General features: G+C 73.4%; 11 protein-coding genes. 7 read left to right on the top strand and 4 right to left on the bottom strand.

The window, feature by feature from the left end; translation table 11 throughout:
* Positions 1-133: 133 nt before the first annotated feature.
* Positions 134-811 (bottom strand): MarR family transcriptional regulator, encoded by a 678-nt coding sequence (locus ACIA8N_RS23030; RefSeq protein WP_365779116.1) that lies wholly within the window; start codon positions 809-811, stop codon positions 134-136.
* A gap of 25 nt (positions 812-836) precedes the next feature.
* Positions 837-1,784: a methionyl-tRNA formyltransferase gene (locus tag ACIA8N_RS23025; protein ID WP_365779114.1), complete on the bottom strand. Its 948-nt coding sequence runs from the start codon at positions 1,782-1,784 to the stop codon at positions 837-839.
* A 239-nt stretch (positions 1,785-2,023) separates the two neighbouring features.
* Between ACIA8N_RS23025 and ACIA8N_RS23020 the strand changes: the two genes are divergently transcribed.
* The 4 genes from ACIA8N_RS23020 (at position 2,024) to ACIA8N_RS23005 (ending at position 19,360) form a co-directional block, all read left to right on the top strand.
* The gene (locus ACIA8N_RS23020) at positions 2,024-3,394 is read left to right on the top strand and encodes a lysine N(6)-hydroxylase/L-ornithine N(5)-oxygenase family protein (RefSeq protein WP_365779112.1); all 1,371 of its coding nucleotides are present in this window, start codon (positions 2,024-2,026) and stop codon (positions 3,392-3,394) included.
* 107 nt (positions 3,395-3,501) lie between these two features.
* The gene (locus ACIA8N_RS23015; protein ID WP_365779110.1) at positions 3,502-4,563 is read left to right on the top strand and encodes an iron-siderophore ABC transporter substrate-binding protein; all 1,062 of its coding nucleotides are present in this window, start codon (positions 3,502-3,504) and stop codon (positions 4,561-4,563) included.
* A 127-nt stretch (positions 4,564-4,690) separates the two neighbouring features.
* Complete coding sequence (locus tag ACIA8N_RS23010) at positions 4,691-19,075, top strand: amino acid adenylation domain-containing protein (RefSeq protein ID WP_365779108.1); 14,385 nt, start codon at positions 4,691-4,693, stop codon at positions 19,073-19,075.
* A 75-nt stretch (positions 19,076-19,150) separates the two neighbouring features.
* Positions 19,151-19,360: an MbtH family protein gene (locus ACIA8N_RS23005; protein WP_030208860.1), complete on the top strand. Its 210-nt coding sequence runs from the start codon at positions 19,151-19,153 to the stop codon at positions 19,358-19,360.
* 70 nt (positions 19,361-19,430) lie between these two features.
* Here the strand turns inward: ACIA8N_RS23005 and ACIA8N_RS23000 are convergent, their stop codons facing one another.
* Entirely contained in the window at positions 19,431-21,284 is a 1,854-nt protein-coding gene (locus ACIA8N_RS23000) for an ABC transporter ATP-binding protein (RefSeq protein WP_365779105.1), read from the bottom strand.
* Between the two features lie 152 nt (positions 21,285-21,436).
* Positions 21,437-23,134, bottom strand: coding sequence for an ABC transporter ATP-binding protein (locus ACIA8N_RS22995; protein ID WP_365779103.1), 1,698 nt, complete (start codon positions 23,132-23,134; stop codon positions 21,437-21,439).
* A gap of 230 nt (positions 23,135-23,364) precedes the next feature.
* Here ACIA8N_RS22995 and ACIA8N_RS22990 point away from each other — a divergent pair, with 230 nt between their 5' ends.
* The 3 genes from ACIA8N_RS22990 to ACIA8N_RS22980 are packed head-to-tail and all read left to right on the top strand — an operon-like array spanning position 23,365 to position 26,455.
* On the top strand, positions 23,365-24,459 hold the full coding sequence (locus tag ACIA8N_RS22990; RefSeq protein WP_365779100.1) for an iron chelate uptake ABC transporter family permease subunit: 1,095 nt from the start codon (positions 23,365-23,367) through the stop codon (positions 24,457-24,459).
* Positions 24,456-25,586, top strand: coding sequence for an iron chelate uptake ABC transporter family permease subunit (locus ACIA8N_RS22985; RefSeq protein WP_365779098.1), 1,131 nt, complete (start codon positions 24,456-24,458; stop codon positions 25,584-25,586). The genes ACIA8N_RS22990 and ACIA8N_RS22985 overlap by 4 nt, the downstream gene beginning before the upstream one ends.
* Complete coding sequence (locus ACIA8N_RS22980) at positions 25,583-26,455, top strand: ABC transporter ATP-binding protein (RefSeq protein ID WP_365779096.1); 873 nt, start codon at positions 25,583-25,585, stop codon at positions 26,453-26,455. Before ACIA8N_RS22985 ends, ACIA8N_RS22980 begins: the two co-directional genes overlap by 4 nt.
* Positions 26,456-26,506 lie beyond the last annotated feature (51 nt).

Below are 26,506 nucleotides of genomic sequence, written 5' to 3'. Positions count from 1 at the left end.
TTGTCTCCGGGCAGGGATGTACTGAGGCCCCGACCGGCCCGCCCCGAACAGGGGCAGCGGCCATCGCGGCTCTTGTTAGGTGAGCCTAACCTATTAATTCCCGGGTTCGATCACCGGGAGGTCACGGTTGTGATCAGGGGCGCCGGCGCGCCTGCCCGGACGGCGCCCTTTCCAGGTGGCCGTGCACGCGACGCAGCAACGAGGCCAGTTGCTCGCGCTCCCCGGTGTCGAGCGGGGCCAGGATCTCGTCGTCCGTGGACGCGATCTCCGCGCTGAGGCTGCGGAGGGCCGCCTCGCCCTCCGGGGTGAGCCGCACGACGACACGGCGCCGGTCCGCCCGGTCGCGGACGCAGTGCGCGTGGCCGAGACGCACCAGATCGTCGACGATCTTCACCAGGTCGCTGGGGTTGATGGCGAGCCTGGTCGCGAGGGCCGTCTTCATCTGCGGGCCGAGCTCCGCGAGCAGCGTCATCACGGTGAGGTGCCAGAGGCGTAACCCCCGGGCCTCCAGCTTCTCCGCCAGTCTGCGGCGCGCGGCCCTGCCGACCGTGTACATGAGGTAGGCGTTGAGATCCAGCACGCTGGGAGGCGTCGTGCCGGGGGAGGGCGTCACGCCGGGGGAGGACGGCGTGACGCCCCGGGCGGGCGGGGCCGGCGGGGCCGCGCCCGTGAGCGGGTCGAGTGTCAGGCCGGCGTTCGCGAGCGACCGGAATACCTGCGCCCAGTCGGTCGGCATGGTCGAGATGCCGACGACGGCGAGCGTCGCCCCCGAGAGGTCGTGCGCGACACCGGAGACGACGGGCCGGTCCATCGGCTGTTCCTCGCTCACGCGGTCGTCAGGGACGGCTGGTGAGGTAGCCGCCCATGGAGGTGAAGTACTCGGTGGCCGGCAACTCGCGGCCGTCCTCCGTCCGGACGCGGGTGAGGGCGAGGCCGTGGTTGCGGCCGGTGCGGGCGTCGGCCCCGGCGACGATCACGACGCCGTCCCCCTCACGGTAGAAGACGCGCCCCGGGGTGCCGCCGTAGCGTCCCTCGGAGACCACGGCGGAGAGGACTTCGAGGCGCTTGCCCCGGTGGAAGGTGAAGGCGCTCGGGTACGGCGCGGACTGGGCACGGACGAGGCGCTCCAGGACCTCGGCGGGCCAGGTCCAGTCGATGCGGATGTCCTCCTCGGCCCGCTTGTGGAAGAAGCTGGCCTGCGACCGGTCCTGGCGGGTGAACTCGGCCTTCCCTGAGGCGATCTGGTCGAGTGCGCCGATCGTGACCGGGGCGATGAGGTCGACCGTCTTGTGGAACAGGTCGGTCGCCGTGTCCTTCGGTCCGACGGGCACCGCGCGCTGCTGGACGATGTCGCCGGCGTCGAGGACCTCGTCCATCATGTGGGCCGTGACGCCGACTTCCTGCTCGCCGTTGATGAGGGCCCAGATCAGCGGGGAGAAGCCGGCGTACTTGGGCAGCAGCGAGTCGTGGATGTTCAGCGTCCCGTGGCGCGGCAGGGTGTAGACGTGCGGCGGGATCCACGTGCGCCAGTTGTTCGCCACGATGATGTCCGCGTCCGCCTCCTTGAGGCGGGCGAACAGCTCCTCGTCGTCGGGCCTGTTGCGGATGACGACGGGGACGCCGTGCTCCGCCGCGAGGTCGGCGACCGAGTCGCTCCAGATCTTCTCGTACGCGTGCTCGCTCTTGGGGTGCGTCACGACGAGCACCACGTCGTGTTCGGAGTCCAGGAGCGCTTGGAGGGTGCGATGGCCCCAGGTCTGATAACCGAACATGACGACCCGCATCGGGTTTCCTCCTCGGAAGGCGACTGACCGTCAGCAAGTAAAGCAAGCCTTACCTAACAGTGCAACTACCTTGATTCATTTGGCTGTTGCAACTCCCTACACTTCGTCAGGTCCGTTTTGTCCGGTCGACAGCGCCGTCAGATCAGGTTAGCTTTACCTAAGTTCTGCGCGGCTGCCGCGACGTCGGCGTGCCCGATGCCCGTTCCCCCTCAGCCTCTTTCCCGCACGATGGGAGTGACATGTCGCAGGTTCTTCCTGGTGACGCACCTCTGGTCCACGACCTCATAGGCATCGGCTTCGGGCCGTCCAATGTGGCCATGGCGATAGCGCTCAGCGAGCACAACGCCCGCGTCGGAAGGCAGGAAGCGGTCACCGCCCACTTCTTCGAGCGCCAGCCCCGGTTCGGCTGGCACCGCGGCATGCTGATCGACGACGCGACCATGCAGGTGTCCTTCCTCAAGGACCTGGTGACGCTGCGCAACCCGACCAGCGAATACAGCTTCCTCTGCTACCTGCAGAGCAAGGGCCGGCTGATCGACTTCGTCAACCACAAGAACCTCTTCCCGCTCCGCGTCGAGTTCCACGACTACTTCGAGTGGGCCGCGTCCAAGGTCGACGACATGGTCTCCTACGGACACGAGATCATCTCCGTCGAACCGGTCGAGCGCGACGGCGTCGTGGAGTACCTCGACGTCACCGCCCGGTCCGGCTCCGAGACCGTGGTGCACCGCGCCCGGAACCTCGTCCTCGGTACGGGACTTCGCCCGCGCATGCCGGAAGGCGTCGAGCGCAGCGACCGGGTCTGGCACAACTCCGACCTGCTCGCCAAGGTGGAGGGCCTCGAAGGCACCTCTCCCGAGCGCTTCGTCGTCGTCGGCGCCGGACAGAGCGCCGCCGAGAACGTGGCCTACCTGCACCGCAGGTTCCCCGGGGCCGAGATCTGCGCCGTCTTCTCCCGCTACGGCTACAGCCCCGCCGACGACAGCGCCTTCGCCAACCGGATCTTCGACCCGGACGCCGTCGACGAGTACTTCACGGCCCCCGACGACACCAAGCGCAAGCTGATGGAGTACCACGGGAACACCAACTACTCCGTGGTGGACATCGACCTCATCGACGACCTGTACCGGCAGGCGTACCAGGAGAAGGTCCTCGGCACCGAGCGGCTGCGTTTCATCAACATCTCCCGGCTCACCGGCGTCGAGGACGGCCCGGACAAGGTCCGCGCCTTCGTCACCTCGCTCGTCACCGGAGAGGAGAGCACGCTCGACGCCGACGTCGTCGTCTACGCCACCGGATACGACCCCGCCGAACCGCTCGGCCTCCTCGGCCCGGTCGCCGACCGCTGCCACCGCGACGACCAGGGACGGGTCCGCGTCGAGCGGGACTACCGGCTCGCCACCGACCCCGAACTGCGGTGTGGCATCTACCTCCAGGGCGGCACCGAGCACACCCACGGCATCACCTCGTCCCTGCTCTCCAACACCGCGATCAGGGTCGGCGAGATCCTCGCCTCGGTCCTCGACCGGGCCCCGGCCACCCCCGCCGAGGCCTCCACGGCCGCCGGAGCGGTGCGGCCGATGGCCGACGGCGTCGGCACGGCGCGATAGCGCCTCTCCGCCCCACCCCCCCCCACGTACGAATGCCATTCCCGCCGGCCGGCCCTGTCGTCCCGGCGGGCGTGGCACGCACTGTGAATCCCCCGAAAGGAACGTCCGTGTCCGCTGGTGCACGTCCCGCTCTGGCGCGGTTCGCCAGATCTGCCCCCCGTGTGGCCGTCGTCGCGGTGGCGGCACTCGCCCTCGCCGCCTGCGGCGCCGGGTCGGAGAAGTCCGAGTCGCCCTCCGCCGCCACCCCGACGGCATCGGCCGACGGCGGCGGCAAGCCCGCCGCGTTCCCCGTCACGGTCGAGCACAAGTACGGCTCCACGACGATCGACAAGGAGCCGAAGATCGTCGTCACCCTGGGCCTCTCCGACCAGGACGCGGTGCTCGCGCTCGGCGTCAAGCCGGCCGGCGCGGTCGACTGGTTCAAGGAGAAGCCGTACGGCAAGTGGCCCTGGGCCAAGGAGAAGTGGGGCTCCACCCAGCCGCAGATCGTGGGTGAGCGCGACGAGTACAACATCGAGAAGATCGCGGCGCTCAAGCCCGACCTCGTCATCGCCCAGTACTCGGGGATGAAGAAGGAGCAGTACGACACGCTCTCCAAGTTCACCGAGGTGGTCGCCCAGCCCAAGGACCACCCCGACTACGGGGCTCCCTGGCAGCTGATGACCCAGCAGATCGGCAAGGCGCTGGGCAAGGACGCCGAGGCCGGGAAGCTGATCACGGACATCGACGCCCGCTTCAAGGCCGTCCGCGACAAGCACCCCGAGTTCGCCACCAAGACCCTGGCGGTCGCCGACAGCTTCGAGGCCGGCAAGTACTCGCCGTTCACGAAGACCGACCCCAAGTCGATCTTCTTCGCCGGACTGGGCTTCAAGCTGAAGCCGGAGATCGACACCCTGGCCAAGCCGGGCTGGAACGTCGCCGAACTCAGTGCCGAGAAGCTGAACGTCCTCGACGTCGACCGGCTGGTCTGGGTCACCTCCAGCACCGAGGCCGACGACCGCATCAAGGGCGAGCCGCTCTACAAGAAGCTGAAGGTCCACCAGGAGAAGCGCGACCTGTTCGTGCCCTACCAGGACCCGGACATCGGCGCCGCGTTCTCCTTCAACACCGTTCTCTCGATCCCGTACGCCATCGACGAGATCGAGCCCCTGCTCGCAGCCATCAAGTGACGACCGTCGGCTGACGTGCCATCAGCCCGGAGCCGACCCGACCGACGGCGTGGCGGAACCTCGCCACGCCGTCGGCGTCATCCGGGCCGCCCCGCCACGCATCCCCAGGGAAAGGCCACTTCGTACGATGTTTGACGTCGAGTCGGACCGGGACACCTCCGGCCTCCCCGTCACCGGCGGGCAATCCGGCATCTGGCTCGCCCAGCAGATCGAACCGGACAGCTCCGCCTACAACATCGTCTTCGCGCTCCACCTCCGCGGCGCCGTCGACCTCGACCGGCTCACCGCCGCCGTCCGCCGGGCCCTGGAAGAGGCCGAGTGCCTGCACGTCGGCGTCACCCCCGGCCAGGACGGGCCGCGCCAGACCCCCCGTACCGTCCCCTTCGACCTTCCCGTCGTGGACCTGCGCACCGCCGCCGACCCCGACGAGGCCGCCGCCGCGTGGATGGCCGCCGACCGCGAGCGGCCCGTCGACCTGGCCCGCGACCCGCTCTTCGGCCACGCCCTGCTGCGGCTCGCCGACGACCGCGTCCTGTGGTGCCAGCGGTACCACCACATCGTGACGGACGGCATGGGCGTCGCTCTGATCACCCGACGCGCCGGCGAGCTCTACACGGCCGCCGCCGACGGGGAAGGGATCCCCGCACCCCTCGACCGGTCCCTGTCCCGTCTCGTCGCCGCCGACCGCGCGTACCGCGCCTCGGAGCGGCACGCCGCCGACCGGACCTGGTGGCTGGAGCGGATGGCTGGCAGGACCGAGCCGGTCCGGCTCGTCGACCGGGCCCCGGCCCCCATGACCCGACGGCTCCGGCGCACCACCGAACTGCCCCCGGCGACCGTCGAGCGGCTGACCGCCGCGGCCCACAGCGCCGGCGTACGGCCCTCCCGCGTCCTTCTCGCGGCCGTCGCCGCCCATCTGCACCGCGCGAGCGGCGAACAGGACCTCGTCCTCGGCCTGCCCGTCGCCGCCCGCGACGACGAGACCTCCGCGCGCGTCCCCGGCATGGTCTCCAACATCGTCCCGCTGCGCCTCACCGTCAGCCCCGGCACCACCGGCCGCGCCCTCGTGACACAGGTGCGCGACACGGTCGCCGACGCCGTCGCCCACGGGCGGTACCGCGCCGAGGACCTGGCCAGGGAACTGGGCCTGGTCGACGGCGTACCGGAACTCGTCGGCCCGACCGTCAACATCCTGCCCCGCTCCGGGGACCTGCGGTTCGCGGACCACGAGGCCGAACTGCGCCCCGAGTGGCTCGGACCGGTCAGCGACCTGGCGTTCAGCTTCGCCGAGGGCCCGGCGGGCCAGGGCGTCACCCTCCACCTCGACGCCGACGCCGACGTCTGCGACGCGGCCACCCTCGCGGACCGCGAACGCCGCTTCCTCGGCCTGCTCCACACCTTCACCGAGGACCTCGACCGCCCCCTGGGCCGCATCGAGCTGACCTCGGACGCCGAACGCGACCTCCTGCTCGACCGGTACGGCACCGCGCCCCGCGAGGTGCCCGAGCTGTCCTGGCCCGCCGCCTTCGAGCGCCAGGTCCGTCGGACCCCCGAGGCCGTCGCGCTCGTCTGCGAGGACCGGGAACTGACGTACGCCGCACTCGACGACGCCGCCGACCGGCTCGCCCGCCTGCTCCGTTCCCGTGGCGTCGGCGCCGAGGACGTCGTGGGCGTCGCCCTGCCCCGCTCACCGGAACTCGTCGTCGCCCTCCTCGCCGTGATGAAGGCCGGCGCGGCCTATCTGCCGCTGGACGCCGACCACCCCCGGGACCGCATCGCCTACATGCTGACCGACGCCGGGGCGCGCACCGTCGTCACCGTGACCGGACTCGCCGGCGAACTCCCCGCCACCGGGGGCGTCACCCTGCTGCGGCTCGACGTCCCGGACACCGTGGACGCCCTCGCCGCCCCCGCCGACCCCGAGCCGTTGCCGCCGGTCTCCCTCGACCAGGCCGCGTACGTCATCTACACCTCCGGCTCGACCGGCCGCCCGAAGGGCGTCGTCGTCCCGCACGACGGCGTCGGGAGCCTCATCGCCACGGCCACCGACCGGATCGGCGTCACCGCCGAGAGCCGCGTCGTGCAGTTCGCCTCCGTCGGCTTCGACGTGACGGTGTGGGACCTGATCATGTCGCTCTGCGTCGGCGGACGGATCATCGTCGTCCCCGCCGAGCGCCGCGTCGCGGGCCCCGCGCTCACCGAGTACATCGCGCGCCACCGCGCCACCCATATGATCCTGCCGCCCTCGCTCGTCTCCGCCCTGCCCCAGGAGTGCGAACTCCCGCCGGGCGCGGTGCTGGTCGTCGGCACCGAGGCCGTCCCCGGCGAACTGATCGCCCGCTGGGACGGACGCCTCCGGGTCGTCGTCGCGTACGGCCTCACCGAGGCGAGCGTCAACTCCACGCTCTGGCTCGCCGACCCCGACCGGCCGGGCCCGGCGCCCATCGGACGCCCCGACCCCAACACCCGCGCCTACGTGCTCGACACGGCGCTCCGGCCCGTCCCCGTCGGCGCGGAGGGCGAGCTGTACGTCGCCGGGCGCGGCCTCGCCCGCGGCTACCTCGGCCGTCAGGGGCTGACCTCGGAACGGTTCGTCGCCGACCCGTACGGCGCCCCCGGCACCCGGATGTACCGCACCGGCGACCGGGTCCGCTGGGGCGCCGACGGCAACCTGGAGTTCCTCGGACGCGCCGACGGCCAGATCAAGATCCGCGGCCACCGCGTCGAGCCGGGCGAGATCGAGAGCGCCTTCATGGCCTGCCCGGGCATCGCCCAGGCCGCCGTCCTCGCCCGCGAGGACCACCGGGGCGTCAAGCGTCTCGTCGCGTACCTCGTCCCGGAGGCGACGGAGACCCACGCCGACGCGGGCACGGGAACGAACACGAGCGCGGGCGCCGTCACCGCCGCACGCGCGCGCGTGGCGGACACCCTGCCCGACCCCATGGTGCCCTCGGCCGTCGTCGTCCTCGACGGCCCACTGCCGCTCACCCCCAACGGCAAGCTCGACGCCAAGGCGCTTCCCGAGCCCCGCTGGACGTCGATGACCGGCACCGACGCCCCGGGCACCCCCGTCGAGACCGCGCTCGCCGCCCTGTTCGCCGAGGTCCTCGGCCTGCCGGCGGTCGGCGTCCACGACAGCTTCTTCGAGCTGGGCGGTGACAGCATCGTCGCCATCCAGCTGGTCAACCGCGCCCGCGAGGCCGGACTCGCGATCACCCCGCGCGAGGTGTTCCGGAACCGGACCGTGGCGGCGCTCGCCAGGACCGCCCGCGAGGAGGTCGCCGCCCCGGCGCGACGGGTCGCCCTCGACCCGGACGCGCTGCTCGTCTCCCCGCTCCAGGAAGGTTTCTTCTTCCACGCGGAGTACGACGACCGGTCCGCCGACCTCTACCTCGTCCAGGAGCTCCTCGACCTCGCGGGACCCGTCGATCCGGACCGTCTCCGCGGCGCCCTCCAGCTGCTCCTCGACCGGCACCCGCTGCTGCGCGCCTCGTTCCGCCAGCTCCCCGGCGGCGAGGTCGTCCAGCGGCTCGCCGACCAGGCGACCCTCCCGTGGCGGGAGGCCGACACCGCCACGACCGGCCTGGACGACATCCTCCGCGCCGACCGTGCCGAAACGTTCGACCTCGCTCGTCCGCCCCTGCTGCGCGCCACCCTCATCAGGGACGGCCGACGGCACCGGCTGCTGCTCACCCTGCACCACATCGTCGCCGACGGCTGGTCCGTCGCCGTCCTGCTGCGCGAACTGACCGCCGCCCTCCGGGGCGCCGAACTGCCCGCGCCCCCGACTCCCGAGCCGTACCTCTCCTGGCTGGCGGGCCGTGACCTGGACGCCGCCCGCGAGGCCTGGCGCCGGGCGCTCGACGGCCTCGCGGGCCCCACCCGGCTTCCCGCGCTCTCCACCGGGGACGGCGCCCCCCAGGCAGCCGCCCGCCCCGAGCACGTCGACACACGGCTGCCGCGGGACCTCGCCGACGCGCTGACCGGCTACGCCAGGAACCACGGGCTGACCCTGAGCAGCGTCTTCCACGGTCTGTGGGGCCTCCTGCTCGGCGGTCTGACCGGCCGTCACGACGTCGTCTTCGGCACCACCGTGTCCGGCCGGACGACGGAGGTCGCGGGGCTCGACTCGGCCGTGGGCCTGTTCATCAACACCGTGCCCGCCCGGGTGACCCTCCGTCCGGAAGAGACGCTCACCGAACTCCTCCGCCGCGTCCAGGACGAGCACTCCGCGCTCCTCGACCACCAGCACCTCGGACTCGCCGACATCCAGCGCATCGCGGGCGGCGGCGAACTCTTCGACACGCTGGTCGTGTTCGAGAACTACCCGACCGACGACACCAAGGCGGGGCAGGGGGCCGACGAGCCGCTCATCACCGGCGCCGAGGTGTTCGACGCCGTCCACTACCCGCTCGCGCTCGTCGTCGAGCCCGCCGACGCCGGTCTGCTGCTGCGGTTCAAGCACGACGCGGCCCGCCTCGACCAGGTGGCGGTGGCCGTCCTCGCCAACCGCTTCACGGCCCTCCTGCGGACCGTCGTCGCCCACCCCGGCCGCGCTGTCGCCCGGACCGATCTGCTCTCCCCCCGCGAGCGGGCGCACCTCGACGAGCTCAACGCCACCGCGCACCCTGTCCCCGACGCGACCCTCGCCGGCCTCTTCGCCACGTGGGCGGACCGCACCCCGGACGCGCCCGCCGTCGTCTTCGAGGACACCACCCTCAGCTACGCCGAACTCGACCGGCGGGCCGAGGCACTGGCCCGGCGGCTCAGGGCACACGGCGCGGGCCCCGAGCGGTACGTCGCCGTCGCCGTCCCGCGCTCGGCCGAACTGATGGTCGCGCTGCTCGGAGTCCTCAAGGCGGGCGCCGCCTACCTGCCCGTCGACCTGGACTACCCCGCAGAACGGGTGGCGTTCATGCTCGCCGACTCTGGGACGCGCCTCGTCGTGACGAGCGCCGAAGCGGCCGGGCGCCTGCCCCGCGTACCGGATCTGGAGCACCTCGTCATCGGCGCGGAGGAGCCGGGCGACACCGCTCCCGGCACCCCGGTCGACGCGGCGGAGCCCGGGAACACCACTCCCGGCGGTCCCGACAGGGGTGAGGCGGCGGCGCTCCACACCCCGCTCAGGCAGGCGGCGCCCGACCACCCGGCGTACCTCATCTACACCTCGGGCTCCACCGGCCGCCCCAAGGGCGTCGCCGTCACCCACCGGGCCGTCGTGAACCGGCTCGCCTGGATGCAGAGCGCGTACGGGCTGACCGCGGACGACCGCGTCCTGCAGAAGACGCCGTCCAGCTTCGACGTGTCGGTGTGGGAGTTCTTCTGGGCCCTCACCGAGGGCGCGACCGTCGTCCTCGCCCGCCCCGACGGCCACCGCGACCCGGCCTACCTGGCCCGTCTGATCGCCGACCGGCGCGTCACCACGACCCACTTCGTGCCGTCGATGCTGGCGGCCTTCGTCCAGGTCATGGAGGCCGACGCCGGTGCGGGGCCCGACTGGGCGGCGAGCCTGCGCCGGGTGTTCTGCAGCGGCGAGGCGCTCACCGGCGCCGACGCCCGCCGCTGGTGGGAGCTGACCTCCCGCCAGGGGCACGCCCCCGTGCCGCTGCACAACCTGTACGGCCCCACCGAGGCGGCCGTCGACGTCACCTTCTTCCCGTACGAGGGCGGCACCGAGCCGGCCGTCCCGATCGGCCGTCCCGTCTGGAACACCCGCCTGTACGTCCTGGACCCGTTCCTCCGCCCGGTCCCGGAAGGCGTGCCGGGCGAGCTGTACCTCGCGGGCGTCCAGCTGGCCCGCGCCTACCACGACCGGCCCGGCCTCACCGCCGAACGGTTCGTGGCCGATCCGTTCGCGGGAGCGGGAGCGGGGGCGCGCATGTACCGCACCGGCGACCTGGTGCGCCGTCGCGCCGACGGGGCCGTCGAGTACCTCGGCCGCACCGACCGCCAGGTCAAGATCCGCGGCAACCGGATCGAGCTCGGCGAGATCGAGACCGCCCTCGCCGCACTGCCCGGCGTGGCCCGCGCGGCCGTCGTCGTCCGCGAAGGCGCCCTCGTCGGCTACGCCGTCCCGGCCCCCGGCGCCGCGCCCGCCGCTGACGACCTGCACGCGGCGCTCGGCGGGGCGCTGCCCGCCGCGATGGTGCCGAGCGCCGTCGTCGTCCTCGACGAACTGCCGCTGACCCCCAGCGGCAAACTCGACCAGAACGCCCTGCCCGCCCCCGGGCCCGCGCCCCGCGCGGGCGGCCGCGCACCCCGCGACGCACGCGAGCAGGCCCTGTGCGAGATCTTCGACGAGGTCCTCGGTGTACCCGGGACGGGCGTCGACGACGACTTCTTCGTGCTCGGCGGCGACAGCCTCAGCTCGATCACCGTCGCCACGCGCGCGCGTGTCCGGGGGCTGACGCTCAGCCCCCGCGACGTGTTCGAGTGCCGCACGCCCGCCGCCCTCGCCGCCGCCGCGACCGTCCCCGGGGACGCCGGTACACCCCCGGCCCCCGACTCGCCCCAGACACCCGAGGTACCCGTGCACCCAGACGGAGTGACCGTCTCCGCCTCCGACGCCGGGCAGGCCGCCGCCGCCCTCCAGGCCGTCCTGGCGCTCCAGCAGCAGTCCGGCGCCGCCGTCGACCCCGCCCTCAAGGCGCTGCTCGACCAGCTGACCGCCGCCGCGCCGCCCGAGCCCCCCGCGCCGGAGCCCCCGGCGCCGCTGGGCGGGCTCGACCTCACCCCCGAGGAGACCGCGCGCGTCCACGCCGCCGCCGGGCTTCCCGTCGCGGACGTCTGGCCGCTCTCCCCGCTCCAGGAGGGCATGTACTTCCACGCCACCTACGACGCCGGCGACGCACTCGACGTCTACCAGTCCCAGGAGACCCTGGACCTCGACCGACGGGTCGACGCCGACCGGCTCCGCGCCGCCTGCCGGACCCTCCTCGACCGCAACACCGGGCTCCGCGCCGGGTTCACCAGTGACGGCCTGCCCCGCCCCGTGCAGTTCATCGCGGACGGCGCCGAGATCCCCCTCGTCGAGGCCGACCTGTCCGACCTGCCCGCCGAGGAACAGCGGACCAGGACGGAGGAGCTGCTCGCCGCCGACCGCAGGCAGCGCTTCGACCTGTCCGCGGCGCCGCTCTGCCGGCTGCTCCTCATCCGGCTCGGCGACGGCCGTGACCGGCTCGTCGTCACCCACCACCTCATCCTCTGGGACGGCTGGTCCGCCTGGCTGTTCCTGGAGGAGCTGTTCACGCTGTACGAGCGGGCCGGTGACCCCACGGGCCTGCCGCTGCCCGGCTCCTACCGCGACCACCTCGCCTGGCTCGACGCCCAGGACACCACGGTCGCCCTCGACGCCTGGCGCCGGGCGCTCGCCGGCTTCGACGAGCCGACGCTGCTCGCCCCCTCGGGACGCGACACCGGTCCGGTCATCCCGGTGGACCTCGACGCCCTCCTCACCCAGGAGACCGGCGAGCGGCTGCGGGCCGCAGCCCGCCGGCACGGGCTCACCCTCAACACCGTCCTCAACGCGGCCTGGGCGCTGGTGCTCTCGGCGATGACCGGCCGCAGCGACATCGCCTTCGGCACGGCGGTCGCCGGCCGACCGGCGGACGTCCCGAACGTGGCCGGCATCATCGGCATGTTCCTCAACACGATCCCCGCCCGCATCACCTTCACCCCGGACGAGCCCGTGCTCGACCTGCTCCGCCGCGTGCAGTCCGAGCGCGCCGCCGTCATGCCGTACGAGTACGTGGGCCTCGGCGCCCTCCAGCAGGAGTCCGGACACCGCCGCCTCTTCGACACCCTCTTCGTGCTCCGCTCGGCCGACGGCGAGGACCGGGCCGCGGCGCTCCGCGAACGCCACGGCATCACCGCCGTGGCGAACGTCGACGGCACCCACTTCCCGCTCACGCTCATCGTGACGCCCGGAGCCCGGCTGCGGATCACCCTCGCCGCCAGGCCAGACCTCTTCGACGCCGAGGCAGCCGCCACGATCCTGGCCCGGTTCACCACGGTCCTCGACCGGCTCGGCACGGCCCTCGACGGGCCCGCCGCCGGGGCCGCCCGGACCGTCGGCGTGGACCTGCTGCTCCCCGCCGAGCGCACCGCCCTGACCGACGGCCGGGAGGCCACCCGCGAGCCGGTGCCGGACGAGACCGTCGCCGACATGCTCACCGCCCAGGTCGCCCGTACCCCTGACGCCGTCGCCCTCGTCTTCGGCGACCGCGCCCTCACCTACGCGGAACTCGACGCGCAGGTCAACCGGCTCGCCCGGCTGCTGCTCGCCCGGGGCGCGGGCCCCGAGAAGGTCGTGGCGCTCGCGCTGCCCCGCTCCATCGAGATGGTCGCCGCGCTGTTCGCCGTCCTGCGGACCGGCGCCGCCTACCTGCCGCTCGACCTCGACCACCCCGCCGACCGGCTGCGCCTCATGGCCGAGGACACCGGCCCGCTCTGCCTGGTGTCCACGACCGCCGTCGCCCCGACGCTGCGGCGCGCCGACGGCCCCGTCGCCCCCGAACTCCTCCTCGACGACCCGGCCGTGACCGCGGAACTGGCCGCCCTGTCCGGCGACGAGGTCACCGACGCCGAACGGCCCGCGTTCGCCCACGGACTGGCGGACCGCCTGGACCACCCGGCGTACGTCATCTACACCTCCGGCTCCACCGGCCGCCCCAAGGGCGTCGTCACCCCCTACAGGGGACTGACGAACATGCAGCTCAACCACCAGAAGGAGATCTTCGACCCGGCCATCGCCTCGGCCGGCGGCCGACGCCTGCGCATCGCGCACACCGTCTCCTTCGCCTTCGACATGTCGTGGGAGGAACTCCTCTGGCTCGTCGAGGGCCACGAGGTCCACGTCTGCGACGAGGAACTCCGCCGCGACGCCGAGGCACTGGTCGCCTACTGTGACGAGCACCGCGTCGACGTCGTCAACGTGACGCCCACCTACGCCCAGCTCCTCATCGAGGAAGGCCTCCTCGACCAGGACGACACCACGGGCAGGCACCGGCCCGCGCTCGTCCTGCTCGGCGGCGAGGCCGTGTCCGACACCGTCTGGACCCAGCTGCGCCGCACCGACGGCACCTACGGCTACAACCTCTACGGCCCCACCGAGTACACGATCAACACCCTCGGCGGCTCCACCGCCGAGAGCGCCACGCCCACCGTCGGCAGGCCCATCCGCAACACCCGCGCCCACGTCCTCGACGCCATGCTGCGCCCCGCGCCGCCCGGCTGCCCCGGCGAGCTGTACATCGCCGGAACCGGCCTGGCCCGCGGCTACCACGACCGCGCCGCGCTGACCGCCGAACGCTTCGTCGCCGACCCGTTCGGCGCACCCGGCGAGCGCATGTACCGCACCGGGGACCTCGTACGACAGCGCCCCGACGGCCTGCTCGACTTCCTCGGCCGCACGGACGACCAGGTCAAGATCCGCGGCTACCGCGTCGAACTCGGAGAGATCTCCACCGCCCTGACCACACACCCCGAGGTGGCCCACGCCGCCGTCGTCGTCCACGAGACCGCCGGGACCAAGCGCCTGGTCGGCTACGTCGTACGGGAGGAGGGCGCCCCGGCCGACGACGCGCTGCCCCAGCGGCTCCGCGACCACCTCAAGCCCCTGCTGCCCGACTACATGGTCCCGTCCGCCCTGGTCACCGTCGCGACCCTGCCGCTGACCGTCAACGGCAAGCTCGACGTCAAGGCCCTGCCCGCCCCCGACCTCACCGGCACGGGAACGAGCCGCGCCCCGCGCACACCCCACGAGGAGACCCTGTGCGGGCTCTTCGCCGAGGTCCTCGGCCTCCCCGAGGGAAGCGTCGGCATCGACAGCGACTTCTTCGACCTCGGCGGGCACTCGCTCCTCGCGACCCGGCTCGTCAGCCGCGCCCGCACCGCCCTCGACGCCGAACTGGCGATCCGCGACCTGTTCGAGGCACCCACCGTCGCCGAACTCGTCGCCCGCGCGACCGCCTCGCACGGCACCGACCGCCCGGCGCTCGTCGCCGCGGAGCGCCCCGCCGAGCTGCCGCTCTCCCACGCCCAGCAGCGCCTGTGGGTCATCCAGCAGATCGAGTGCACCTCGGCCGCGTACAACTTCCCGCTGGTCATGCGGCTGCACGGCCCCTTCGACCGGGAGGCGTGGCGCGCCGCCCTCGCCGACGTGACCGACCGCCACGAGGCCCTGCGCACCCTCTTCGCCGAGCGGGACGGCCAGGCGTACCAGCGGATCCTGCCCGCCGGATCGGCCGCGCCCGTCGTGGAGCACCTGCGGGCCACCGAGGACGAGGTCCCCGGCATCGTGGACACCGCCGTCCACCGGCCGTTCGACCTCGCCGCCGAACTGCCGCTGCGCGCCACCGTCGTGGAGCTGGCACCCGAAGAGCACGTCGTCGTGCTGCTGCTCCACCACATCACCACCGACGAGTGGTCCGACCGCCCGTTCCTCCAGGACCTCACCACCGCCTACGCGGCCCGCCTCGAAGGCGCCGCACCCGACTGGGAGCCGCTGCCCGTCCAGTACGCCGACTACGCCCTCTGGCAACAGCGGCTCCTCGGCGACCCGGCCGACCCGGACAGCCTCGCCGCCCGGCAGCTGGAGCACTGGCGGACCGCCCTGGCCGATGCCCCCGAGGAACTCGACCTGCCCACCGACCGGGCGCGTCCCGCCCGCCCCACGTTCAGCGGCGCCGAACTCGACATCACCTTCGACCGCACGGTCCACGAGGGCCTCAGGCGCCTCGCCCGGGACTCCGGCGCCAGCATGTTCATGGTCGTGCACGCGGCCGTGGCCGCTCTGCTCCACCGCCTTGGCGCCGGCACCGACATCCCCCTCGGCGCGCCCATCGCGGGACGCGGCGACGAGGCCCTCGACGACCTGGTCGGCTTCTTCGTGAACACGCTCGTGCTCCGCACCGACCTCGCGGGCGACCCCACCTTCACCGAACTCCTCGCCCGGGTCCGCGAGACCGACCTCGCCGCCTTCTCCCACGCAGACGTGCCCTTCGAGGCCGTCGTCGAGAAGCTCAACCCGACCCGCTCCCTCTCCCGGAACCCGCTGTTCCAGGTGATGGTCGGCCACCACGTCCGCACGGAAGGATCACTGAGCCTGCCGGGGCTCCGGGCCGACTACCTGCCGCACCGGATCGGCACCGCCAAGTTCGACCTCGTGTTCAGCTTCACCGAGCACACCACCGCCGACGGCGCGGGCGACTCCCTCGGCTGCCGCCTGGAGTTCTCCACCGAACTCTTCGACCGGGAGACCGCCGAGCGCGTCGGCGACCGCCTCCGCAGGCTCGTCGGAGCCCTCGTCGAGGCCCCTGACCAGCCGCTTTCCGGTGCCGCTATCCTCACCGAGGAGGAACACCGCCTCGTCCTCGAAGGCTTCAACGGCCGGCCCCGCGAGGTCGACGAGGATACCCTGCCCGCGCTCTTCGCCCGCCGCGTCGCCGAGCGCCCCGACGCGGTCGCCGTCGTCGACCGCTCCCGTCCGATGACGTACGCCCAGCTCGACGCCCGCGCCAACCGCCTCGCCCGGCTGCTCGCCGCCCACGGGGTCGGGGCCGAGAGCGTCGTCGGCGTGGCCGTGCCGCGCTCGGCGGACATGGTCGCCGCCGTCCTCGCCACCCTGAAGCTGGGCGCCGCCTTCCTGCCGCTCGACCTGGTCCACCCCGGCGACCGCCTCAGCTACATGATCGAGAACTCGGGCGCGGCCGTCGTGGTCGGAACCGAGCCCGTCGCCGGCAAGATCCCGGACGTCCCCGGCGTCACCGTGCTGCTCCTCGACGCCCCCGACACCGCCGCCGCACTCGCCACGCTGCCCGGCACACCGCCGCCCGGCGGACCGGCCGCGCTCGACGGGGCCGCGTACGTGATCTACACCTCCGGCTCGACCGGCCGCCCCAAGGGCGTCGTCGTCCCGCACGAGGGCATCGCCAGTCTCGTCGCCACCGCCGTCGACCGGATGGGCCTCCGGCACGACAGCCACGTCCTGCAGTTCGCGTCCATCGGCTTCGACGTCTTCGTCTTCGAACTCGCCATGGCGCTCTGCCACGGCGGACGGCTCGTCCTCGTCACCGACGAGGCCCGCGTCGCGGGACCCGCCCTCACCGACTTCCTCGCGGACCAGCGGATCACCCACATGATCCTGCCGCCGTCCCTGGTGTCGGCCCTCCCCGCCGAGTGCCGGCTGCCCGAGGGATCGACCGTCCTGGTCGGCACCGAGACCGTGCCCCCGGACCTCTTCGAACGCTTCGGCGCCACCGCCGACCTGATCTGCGCGTACGGACTCACCGAGGCCACCGTCAACTCCACCCTGTGGCCCGCCCGCGAACACGGCGGACGCGCCACCGGCCGGGTCCCGATCGGCCGCCCGGACCCCAACACCCGCTGCTACGTCCTCGACGAGCACCTGCGCCCCGTGCCGCCCGGCGTCGTCGGGGAGCTGTACGTGGCCGGGCGCGGCCTCGCCCGCGGCTACCTCGGACAGCCCGCGCTCAGCTCGGAACGGTTCGTCGCCGACCCGTACGGCACACCCGGCAGCCGCATGTACCGCACCGGCGACCGTGCCCGCTGGCGCACCGACGGGAACCTCGACTTCCTCGGCCGGGTCGACACCCAGGTCAAGATCCGCGGCTTCCGCATCGAACTGGGCGAGATCGAGGCCGCCCTCGCCGGGCACCCGTCGGTCGCCCAGGCCGCCGTCCTGCCCGACCGCGCAGGCGACATCGTCCGCCTCGTGGGCTACGCCGTACCCGAGCCGGGCACCGGCACGGCAGGGGAACTCGACCCGCAGGCGCTGCGCGCCCACGTCGCCGCGCTGCTCCCCGAGTACATGGTCCCCGCCCTCGTCGTCCCGCTCGACGGCCCGCTGCCGCTCACCCCCAACGGCAAGCTCGACCACAAGGCGCTGCCCGCGCCCGACTGGTCGGCGATGACCGGCGACGCCCGTCCCGCGACGGAGACGCAGGCCCGAATCGCCGCGCTGTTCCGCGAGATCCTCAGGCTCGACACGGTCGGCGTGCACGACAGCTTCTTCGCCCTCGGCGGCCACTCCATGGCCTCCATGCGGCTCCTCGGCCGCATCCGCGCCGAGTTCGGCGTCGAGCTGAGCATCCGCGACGTCTTCGACGCGCTGACCGTCGCCGGAATCGCCGGCAAGCTGGACGGCGCCTCCGCCGCACGGCCGCCGCTGCGCGCCGCCGAGGGCCCGGCCGCCGCAGGCACCGAGCCGCCGGCGGCCCCGGTACAGCGGTGGCAGTGGCAGGCGTACCGCCGGAGCCCCGGCTTCGACCACGCCCTGGTCCTGCGCTCGCCCGGCGGCCTCGACGCGGACGCCCTCACCGCCGCCCTCGCCGACGTCACCGCCCGACACGAACCCCTGCGCACGGCCTTCGCCGAACGGACGGGAGACCTGGTCCGCCGGGCCGTCGCGGCCCCGGCCCTGGCCGTGGAGCAGTGCGCGGACCTGGACGCCCGGCTCGCCGAACTCGCCCGCGCCGCGCCGGACCTGGAGCGGGAGGCCCCGCTGCGGGCCCACCTGCTCACCGGCCCCGACGGGGACCAGGCGGTCCTGCTCACCCCGCACTACCTGGCCGTCGACGAGTGGTCGGTGGTCCCACTGCTCCGCGACCTCACGACGGCGTACGGCGCGCGTACGGCCGGCCTTGCGCCCGACTGGCGGCCGCTCCCCGTCACCTACGGCGACTACGCCCGCTGGGCGCGCGAGGTCCTCGGCGACCTCGCCGATCCCGACAGCAGGGGCGGCCGGCAGCTGGCGTACTGGCGCCGGACGCTGGAGGGCGCGCCGCGTGAGCTCGCCCTGCCGACGGAGCCGGGAGCGATCACCGGCGAGGGCGGCCGCCAGGCGGCGGGAGTCGTCGAGTTCGTCCTCGACGAGCGGCTCCACACGGACGTGGACCGGCTGGCGAGGGCCACCGGCACCAGCATGTTCATGGTGCTGCACGCGGCCCTCGCGACTCTGCTCACCGCCCACGGATCCGGCACCGACCTGCCCATCGGCACCATGGTCGCGGGACGCGACGACGACCAGCTCGCCGACCTCGTCGGATGCTTCCTCAACACGGTCGTGCTGCGCACCGACACCGCGGGCGACCCCGTCTTCACGGAGCTCCTGACCCGTGTACGGGAGACCACTCTGAGCGCCCTCGACCGGCAGGACGTCCCCTTCGACGAGGTGGTCCGCGCGGCCGGGCTGCGGCCGGAGGGCCCTCAGGTGATGGTGGTCCACCACGAACAGGCGGACCTCGAACGCCTCGAGGGCGGCATGGGCACGCTCCTGACCGTCCCGACCGGTGCGACCCGGGCCGACCTGACGCTCGGCTTCCACGAGCCCCGGGGCGAAGGGCCCGTGCACTGCGGCCTGATCCACGCGACGGACCGGCTCGGACCGGCGAAGGCCCGGGCACTCGCAGAGGAGTTCCGGACCCTGCTGCGCGCCGTGACGGCCGACCCCGAACAGCCCCTGTCCCAGCTGTCCCGCGGGACACACAGGTGACAACCCACTGCGGACGACGCAGCATTGTCGAACGCCGGCACATGACGAACGAGAACGCATGAGGAGTGAGAACGCATGAGCACCAACCCGTTCGAGGACCCGCAGGGCCGCTTCCTGGTTCTGGTCAACGACGAGAACCAGCACTCGCTGTGGCCCTCCTTCGCCGAGGTCCCCGCCGGATGGCGGACCGTGTTCGGCGAGGACACCCGTGAGGGCTGCCTGGCCTACGTGGAGAGTCACTGGACCGACCTGCGCCCGGCGAGCCTCATCGCCCGCCAGGACTGACCCACCGGCAGCGGTAGGGGGCGGCACGACGTGATGTCGTGCCGCCCCCTACGTGCGCGCGGGAGCCTTCCTACACGGTCGGCGCGACCGGCGCGTCCGCGTCCGCGTCGAAGCCCGAGTCCGCATCCGGGGCCGGGTGAGGCACCTTCTCGCCGGGCTCCCTGCGGCTGGCGGACCAGGCCGCCCACAGGTCGGCGTACCGGCCGCCCGCCGCCACCAGCTCCTCATGGGTACCGGTCTCCACGACCCGGCCCTGGTCGAGGACCACGATCCGGTCGGCCGCGGCGGCCTGCGGCAGCCGGTGCGCGACGAGCAGCCCCGTACGGCCCTCCAGGGCGCGGGCGGCAGCCTCCTCCAGGACCCGCGCGCCGGCGCTCCCCGCGTCGGCGGTGGCCTCGTCGAGGATCGCGATGGGCGGATCCGCGAGCACGAGCCGGGCCAGGGCGAGATGCTGCGCCTGGGTGACCGTCAGCCGGTGACCGCCCTCCCCGACGACCGTGTCCAGGCCCTCGGGCAGCGCCCGCGCCCATTCGAGCGCCCCGACCCGGTCGAGCGCCGCACGCAGGGCCTCGTGGTCGGCCTCCGGCCGGGCCAGGCGCAGGTCGTCGGCGAGGGTCCCGGCGAAGACGTGCACCTCCTGGCTGATGAGGGCGACCGCGCGCCGGACCCCGGCCGGGCCGAGTTCCCCGGCATCCACCCCGCCCAGCCTGATCGAGCCGCCGGTGGGGCTGTGGACGCCCGCGACGAGCTTGGCGAGGGTGGTCTTGCCGGCCCCGCTCGCGCCCACGAGGGCGACCCGTTCCCCGCTCCGCACCCGGAGGTCGACCTCGTGCAGCACGGGGGCCCCTGAGCCGTACGCGTGGCTGAGCGCGGACACCTCGACCGAGCCGTCCGCGAGCGTGTGGTGGTCGGCGGCCGCCCGCTCCGCCGGCAGGTTCGAGACCCCGACCAGGCGGGCGAAGCTGGCCCCCGCCGACTGGGCGTCGTCCAGGAGGAACAGGGTCGCGTTGATCGGGTTGAAGAGGCTGTGGAAGTACAGCGCTGCGGCCGTGGCCGTACCGATGCTGACCGCACCCCGGTCGACCAGGACGAACCCGGTGCCGAGCATCGCGGCGAGCCCGATGAACTCGGCCAGGTTGAGCCGCGAGAAGAAGCCGGTGACGATGTGGATGCCCCGCAGTCCCAGGTCGCGCGCCGCCTCGGAGCGCCGCTCCAGGAGGTCGGTGTGCGTCCCGTTCAGGCGGAACGCCCGTACGGTCCGCACCCCGCCGACGCTGTCGAGCAGCTGGTGCTGCAACGCGCCCGTGGCGACCCGGTGTTCGCCGTACACGGGGGCCGCCCGACGCAGGTACCAGCGGACCGACAGCACCTGGACCGGCGCGGCGAGCAGCGCCGCGAGCAGGAAGCGCCAGTCGAGGACGGCGAGTCCGACGAGGGTGAGCACGATCGTGAGGGCGGAGCGGCTGAACTCCGGCAGTGCCTGCCGCACCGACTTCCCGATCATCGACACGTCGCTGGTGACGCGGGAGACGAGGTCGCCCGAACCGGCCGCCTCGACGCGGTCCAGCGGCAGCCGGAGCGCCCGCTCGATGAACTGCTCGCGCAGGGCGGCGAGCACGGTCTCGCCGAGCCGCGCCACGAGGGTGCTGCCGACGGTCGCGGCGGCGCCCCGCGCCACCGCGACCACGACGAGCAGGACCAGCGGCAGCGTCAGGGCGGGCGCGCCCGTGCGGTCCACCACGAGGTCGACGATGTGCCCGAGGAGGGGAGCGGTGAGGAGTCCGACCCCCGTTCCGGCGACCAGGACGGTGATCGCCCCCACGGCGAGGAGCCGGTGGCCGTGCAGCATGGCGCGCAGCGCCGCGAGGGACTCGGCGCCGGTGGCCGTCGGCAGGAGCACACGGTCGGGGCGGGTACCGCTCATGGACTGTTCCGTCCCTTTCGTGTCCGTCTCTCGCGTACGGCCTTCGGACTCTCGCGTACGGCCTTCGGACTCTCGCGTACGGCCTTCGGACTCTCGCGTACGGACTTCGGAGGCCCGCTCCGGGCCCTCGGGACTCGTCACGTCGGCGGTCGTCATGCCAGCACCGCCGCACGGTACGCCGCGTCGGCGGCGAGGAGTTCGGTGTGGTGCCCTGCGGCCCGTACGGCCCCGTCCTCCAGGACCACCACCCGGTCGGTCACCGCGAGGAGCGCGGGGCTCGTGGTCACCAGGACCGTGGTGCGGTCCCGGCGGATCTCGCGCAGCCGGTCGGCGATCCGTGACTCGGTCACGGTGTCCACGGCGGTCGTCGGGTCGTGCAGCACCAGGACCGGCCGGTCGGCGGCGAGCGCGCGGGCGAGCGCGACGCGCTGGCGCTGGCCGCCCGAGAGCGACCGTCCGCGTTCGGCGAGCAGGGTGTCGCCGCCGTCCGGCAGGAGCCGGGCGACGTCGTCGGCCGCCGACGCCCTGAGGGCCCGCTCGACCGACGTGGTGCCGCCGTCCGCCCCGGCCCGGACGTTGTCGAGCAGTGTGCTCTCGAACAGGTCCGCGTCGTGGTGGGCGACAAGCACGACCCGGCGCAGCGCGTCGGGATCGAGCGAGGTCAGCGGTGTGCCGTCGAGTTCGATCGCGCCCTCGGCGGGGTCCGCCTCCCGGGCCAGACAGAGGAGGAGGTCACGGGCGGCCGCCGGGTCCTGGGCGACGATCCCGGTCAGGCTGCCGGCCGGGAGGTCGAGGTCGACGCCCCGCAGCGCGCCGAGCGTCACCCCGCGCAGGGCCAGCCCTCCGGCGGCCCGGTCGGCGGGCACCTCGTGCCCGGCCTCGACGGTGACGGGCGCCGCGAGCACCTCGGCGATCCGCCGGGCCGAAGCACGTCCCTGGGCGAGTTCGGCGTTGACGTAGGTGAGGAGCTGGAAGGGACCGAGGAGGAACTGCGCGAGGCCCACCGCGGCCACCAGGTCACCGACGCTGATGCTGCCGTCCATGGCGAGGTACGCGCCCACCACGGCGATCACGGCGATGAAGACGCCGGTGAGCGCGAGGACCGCGCCCTCGTGCCCGGCCCGGCTGCGGGCGGCCCGCAGCGCGGCGGCCAGCGACTCCTGACTGGTGGTCCGGTAGCGGGCCACGGCCGCCGACTCCGCGCCCATGCCCTTGAGGACGCGCAGCCCCGAGACGAGGTCGGCGGCGACGCCCGAGGCGTGGGCGGCCCGCTCCTGCTCGGTCTCGCTGCGCCGTTCGAGCGGTCGGCTGATGCGGTGCCCGAGCCAGAGGAGCGGGGGGATGCCGAGCAGGACGAGCAGCCCGAGCGGGACGGAGATCCTGAGGAGCGCGACGGCGCTGATCACGAGGGCGGCGACCGCCGACACCCCGTACGAGATGACGGTGGCCACCGAACCGACGCGGCGGGCGTCGTTGGTGGCGATGCTGGTCAGCGCGCCGGGGAGCCGGTCGGCGTCGGCGCCGCCCCGGGGGTCGAGCACCCGCGCGGCCAGATCGAGCCGCAGCCGGTGCGCGGCGATCTCGCCGGTGCCCTCGGTGATGCGGGCGCTGGTGCGGTAGCAGGTCGACAGGAGCAGGAAGAGCACCGCGAGCACGAGCAGCAGGCGCAGCAGCTGCTCGGAGGAGCCGGTCGCCACCGCCGTGTCGATGGCGGCGCCGATGACCACCGGCACCAGGGCCTCGCAGCCCTGATGGGTCATGCCGAGCAGGGATGCCGCGATGACGCGGCGGCGTTGTCCTCTGATCGCTCGGCGGAGGACAAGTCCCCCCGTCGGTCCGCCCGTTGGCATGTGACTCCTTCACGGAGGTGAGCGAATGGTTAGGTAAGCCTACTCTGACCGGAGGGCTCGGGGTGAGGTCCGCGACGAGTCGTCCGCGAGGGCGTGCGGGGGGTCTCGTCCGGGCCCTGCCGGGCGCGTTGACCGCTCGATTCGGTTCGGTTAGCCTCGCCTAAGTAGCGATCCGTCGGTCCGTGTGCAGTGGGGCTCTCGTCGTACATCTGAACCGCCGCCAGGGGGAGTTGTCGTTGTCCGTCGAATCCCGGGTGGTGTCGGGACAGCAGCCCCGTCCGGCGGAAGGGGCCCCCGATCCGGCCGCACCGCCTCCGACGGGCCGCACCGGCGCCGCGTTCCGCGGCTTAGGCCTGGTCCTCGCCCTCGCCGCACTGGTCCTGGTCGGGCTCCTCAGCATCTGGGTGGGCACGCGGGGCATCCCCTTCACCGCCACCTGGAACGTCCTGTGGAGCCCCGACGGTTCGGAGACCTCGGTGATCATCCACGACTACCGCATCCCCCGGACGGTCCTCGGCCTGCTCGTCGGCACCGCGCTCGGCCTGGCGGGGGCCCTGATGCAGGCCCTGACGCGCAACCCGCTCGCCGACCCCGGCATGCTCGGCGTCAACCTGGGCGCCTCCGCCGGAGTGGTGGTGGCCATCGCCTTCTTCGGCATCGCGGCCCCCCTCGGCTACGTCTGGTTCGCCCTCGCGGGCGCCGCCGCCGCGTCCGTCGGCGTCTTCCTCCTCGGCTCCTCCGGCCGGAAACTGGCCTCCCCCGAACGGCTCGTCGTCGCGGGCGCCGCCGTCACCGCCGTCCTGTACGCCTTCAACTGGGCAGTACTGCTGCTCAACCCGAGGGCCTTCGACCAGTTCCGCTTCTGGACCGTGGGCTCCCTCGCGGGCCGCTATCACGACATCGTCCTGATGTCCCTGCCGTTCATCGCCGTCGGCCTCGTCGTCGCCCTCGTCCTCGCCCCGTCGCTCAACGCCCTGGCCATGGGCGACCAGATGGGCCGGGCGCTCGGGGTGAACGTCGGCCGGACCCGCGCCCTCGGCGCCGTCGCCGTGATGCTCCTGTGCGGGGCCGCCACCGCCGCGGCGGGACCCATCGGCTTCGTGGGCCTGGCCGTACCGCACATCGCCCGGTTCGTCGTCGGCCCCGACCAGCGCTGGGTGTTCGCGTACTCGATGCTGATCGCCCCCGTCCTGCTCATCGGCTCGGACGTCCTGGGCCGGGTGCTCGGGGCCCCCGGCGAGGTGCAGGTCGGCATCGTCACCGCCTTCATCGGCGCCCCCCTCTTCATCGCCCTGTGCCGCCGCCGAAAGCTGGTCATGCTGTGACTGCCGTACGGGAGGCGAAGGCCTCCGCGCCCGAACCGTCGCCCGGCTCCCGGCCCGGGCCCGCGACCGCCCAGGACCCCCCCCGCGTCGTCACCGGCCGGGTCGTCCGCACCCGCTCCGGCGGCGTCTCGCTGCTCGTACGGGGCCGTACGGTCGCCGCCACCGCGGCCCTCCTCGTCGCGCTCGTCGCCGTCATGGGCGTCACCCTGACCACCGGCGACTTCGACCTGACCATCGGGGAGGTCCTCCAGGCCCTCACCGGCGACGGCACCGGAATCGCCGACTTCGTCGTCAACACCCTGCGCATGCCCCGGCTCGTGACCGCGCTCTGCGTCGGCGCGGCCCTCGCCGTGAGCGGCGCCATCCTGCAGAGCATCACGGGCAACCCGCTGGGCAGCCCCGACATCATCGGCTTCACCAACGGCTCCGCCGTGGGCGCCCTCGTCGTCATCGTCGTGCTGCACGGCAGCATGACCCAGATCGCCCTCGGCGCGCTGGTCGGTGGCCTCGCCACGGCCCTCGCCGTCCACCTGCTCATGATCGGCCGGGGCATCCAGGGCTTCCGCCTCGTCGTCGTCGGCATCGGCGTCAGTGCCCTGCTCCTCGCCGTCAACTCGTACCTGATCACCAGGGCCACCTTCCAGGAGGCCCTCGAAGCGCAGGCCTGGCTGATCGGCAGCCTCGGGAACCGGCTCTGGACGCACGCCCACGCCATCGGCATCGCCGTCGCCGTCCTCCTGCCCCTCGCGTTCCTCCTCTCCCGCCGCCTCTCCATGGTCGAGATGGGCGACACCACCGCCATGGCCCTCGGCGTCGACGTGACCCGCACCCGCACGGTGCTCCTCGTCATCAGCGTCGCCCTGGCCGCGTTCGCCACCGCCGTGACCGGCCCCATCTGGTTCATCGCCCTGGCCGCGCCCCAGGTCGCCCGCAGGATCACCGGATCGTCCGGGCCCGCGCTGCTGCCGTCCGCCCTCATGGGCGCCGTCATGCTCGCCCTGAGCGACCTCGCCGTACAACGCCTCTTCGCCCCCGCACTGCTCCCGGTGGGCACGGCGACCGGCTGCGTCGGCGGCCTCTACCTCATCTGGCTACTGGTCACCGAGTCGCGAAAGAGCCGCGCATGACAGCAACGAACCGTCCGGCCCCCCGCCCCGCCACCCGCCTGCGCGCCGAGAACCTCACCCTCTCCTACGACCAGCGGACCGTGGCGACCGGCCTCGGCGTCGACATCCCCGACCACTCCTTCACCGTGATCATCGGGCCGAACGCCTGTGGCAAGTCCACGCTGCTCACCGCCCTCGCCCGGATGCTCAAGCCGCGCGCCGGTCAGGTCTACCTCGACGGCGCGGCCATCGCCTCGTACCGCTCCCGCGAGGTAGCCCGCCGGCTCGGACTGCTCCCACAGTCCTCGACCGCGCCCGGCGGCATCACGGTGGGCGATCTGGTCGCCCGCGGCCGCTACCCCCACCAGGGCCTCCTGAAGCAGTGGTCCGCCGACGACGAGGCCGCCGTGGTCGAGGCGATGCGCCAGACCGGCGTACTCGAACTGGCCGACCGGCCGGTCGACGACCTGTCCGGCGGCCAGCGCCAGCGCGTCTGGCTCTCCATGGTCCTCGCCCAGCAGACCCCGATCCTGCTCCTCGACGAACCGACCACGTTCCTCGACATCGCGCACCAGGTCGAGGTCCTCGACCTGTGCGCCGAACTCCACGCACGCAAGGGCCACACGATCGTGGCGGTCCTGCACGACCTCAACCAGGCCTGCCGCTACGCCACCCACCTCATCGTGATGCGGCCCGGGGGAGTGATCGCGGCCGAGGGCGACCCGTCGACCGTCATGACCGCCGAGCTGGTCGAGGACGTCTTCGGCCTGCCCTGCCGGATCATCGACGACCCGGAGACGGGAACGCCGCTGATGGTGCCCGCGGCACCCAAGCGGTACCCGCCGGCCGATGCCGACTCCTCGGACATCGTGATGGCCAAGACCTCCTGACCACGGCGACAGCGACCGACGACAGCGACAGCGACCCGGGAACGGACTGCC

Origin of the sequence: Streptomyces sp. NPDC051822 (assembly GCF_044452745.1) — a bacterium.
Taxonomy (GTDB): Bacteria; Actinomycetota; Actinomycetes; order Streptomycetales; family Streptomycetaceae; genus Streptomyces.
This window is presented reverse-complemented; position numbering and strand designations above follow the sequence as displayed.

What these genes read in the sequence shown, in the direction of transcription:
- ACIA8N_RS23030 (WP_365779116.1), bottom strand. Translation starts at nt 811, where the DNA reads ATGGACCGGCCCGTCGTCTCCGGTGTCGCGCACGACCTCTCGGGGGCG.
- ACIA8N_RS23025 (WP_365779114.1), bottom strand. Translation starts at nt 1,784, where the DNA reads ATGCGGGTCGTCATGTTCGGTTATCAGACCTGGGGCCATCGCACCCTC.
- ACIA8N_RS23020 (WP_365779112.1), top strand. Translation starts at nt 2,024, where the DNA reads ATGTCGCAGGTTCTTCCTGGTGACGCACCTCTGGTCCACGACCTCATA.
- ACIA8N_RS23010 (WP_365779108.1), top strand. Translation starts at nt 4,691, where the DNA reads ATGTTTGACGTCGAGTCGGACCGGGACACCTCCGGCCTCCCCGTCACC.
- ACIA8N_RS23005 (WP_030208860.1), top strand. Translation starts at nt 19,151, where the DNA reads ATGAGCACCAACCCGTTCGAGGACCCGCAGGGCCGCTTCCTGGTTCTG.
- ACIA8N_RS23000 (WP_365779105.1), bottom strand. Translation starts at nt 21,284, where the DNA reads ATGAGCGGTACCCGCCCCGACCGTGTGCTCCTGCCGACGGCCACCGGC.
- ACIA8N_RS22995 (WP_365779103.1), bottom strand. Translation starts at nt 23,134, where the DNA reads ATGCCAACGGGCGGACCGACGGGGGGACTTGTCCTCCGCCGAGCGATC.
- ACIA8N_RS22980 (WP_365779096.1), top strand. Translation starts at nt 25,583, where the DNA reads ATGACAGCAACGAACCGTCCGGCCCCCCGCCCCGCCACCCGCCTGCGC.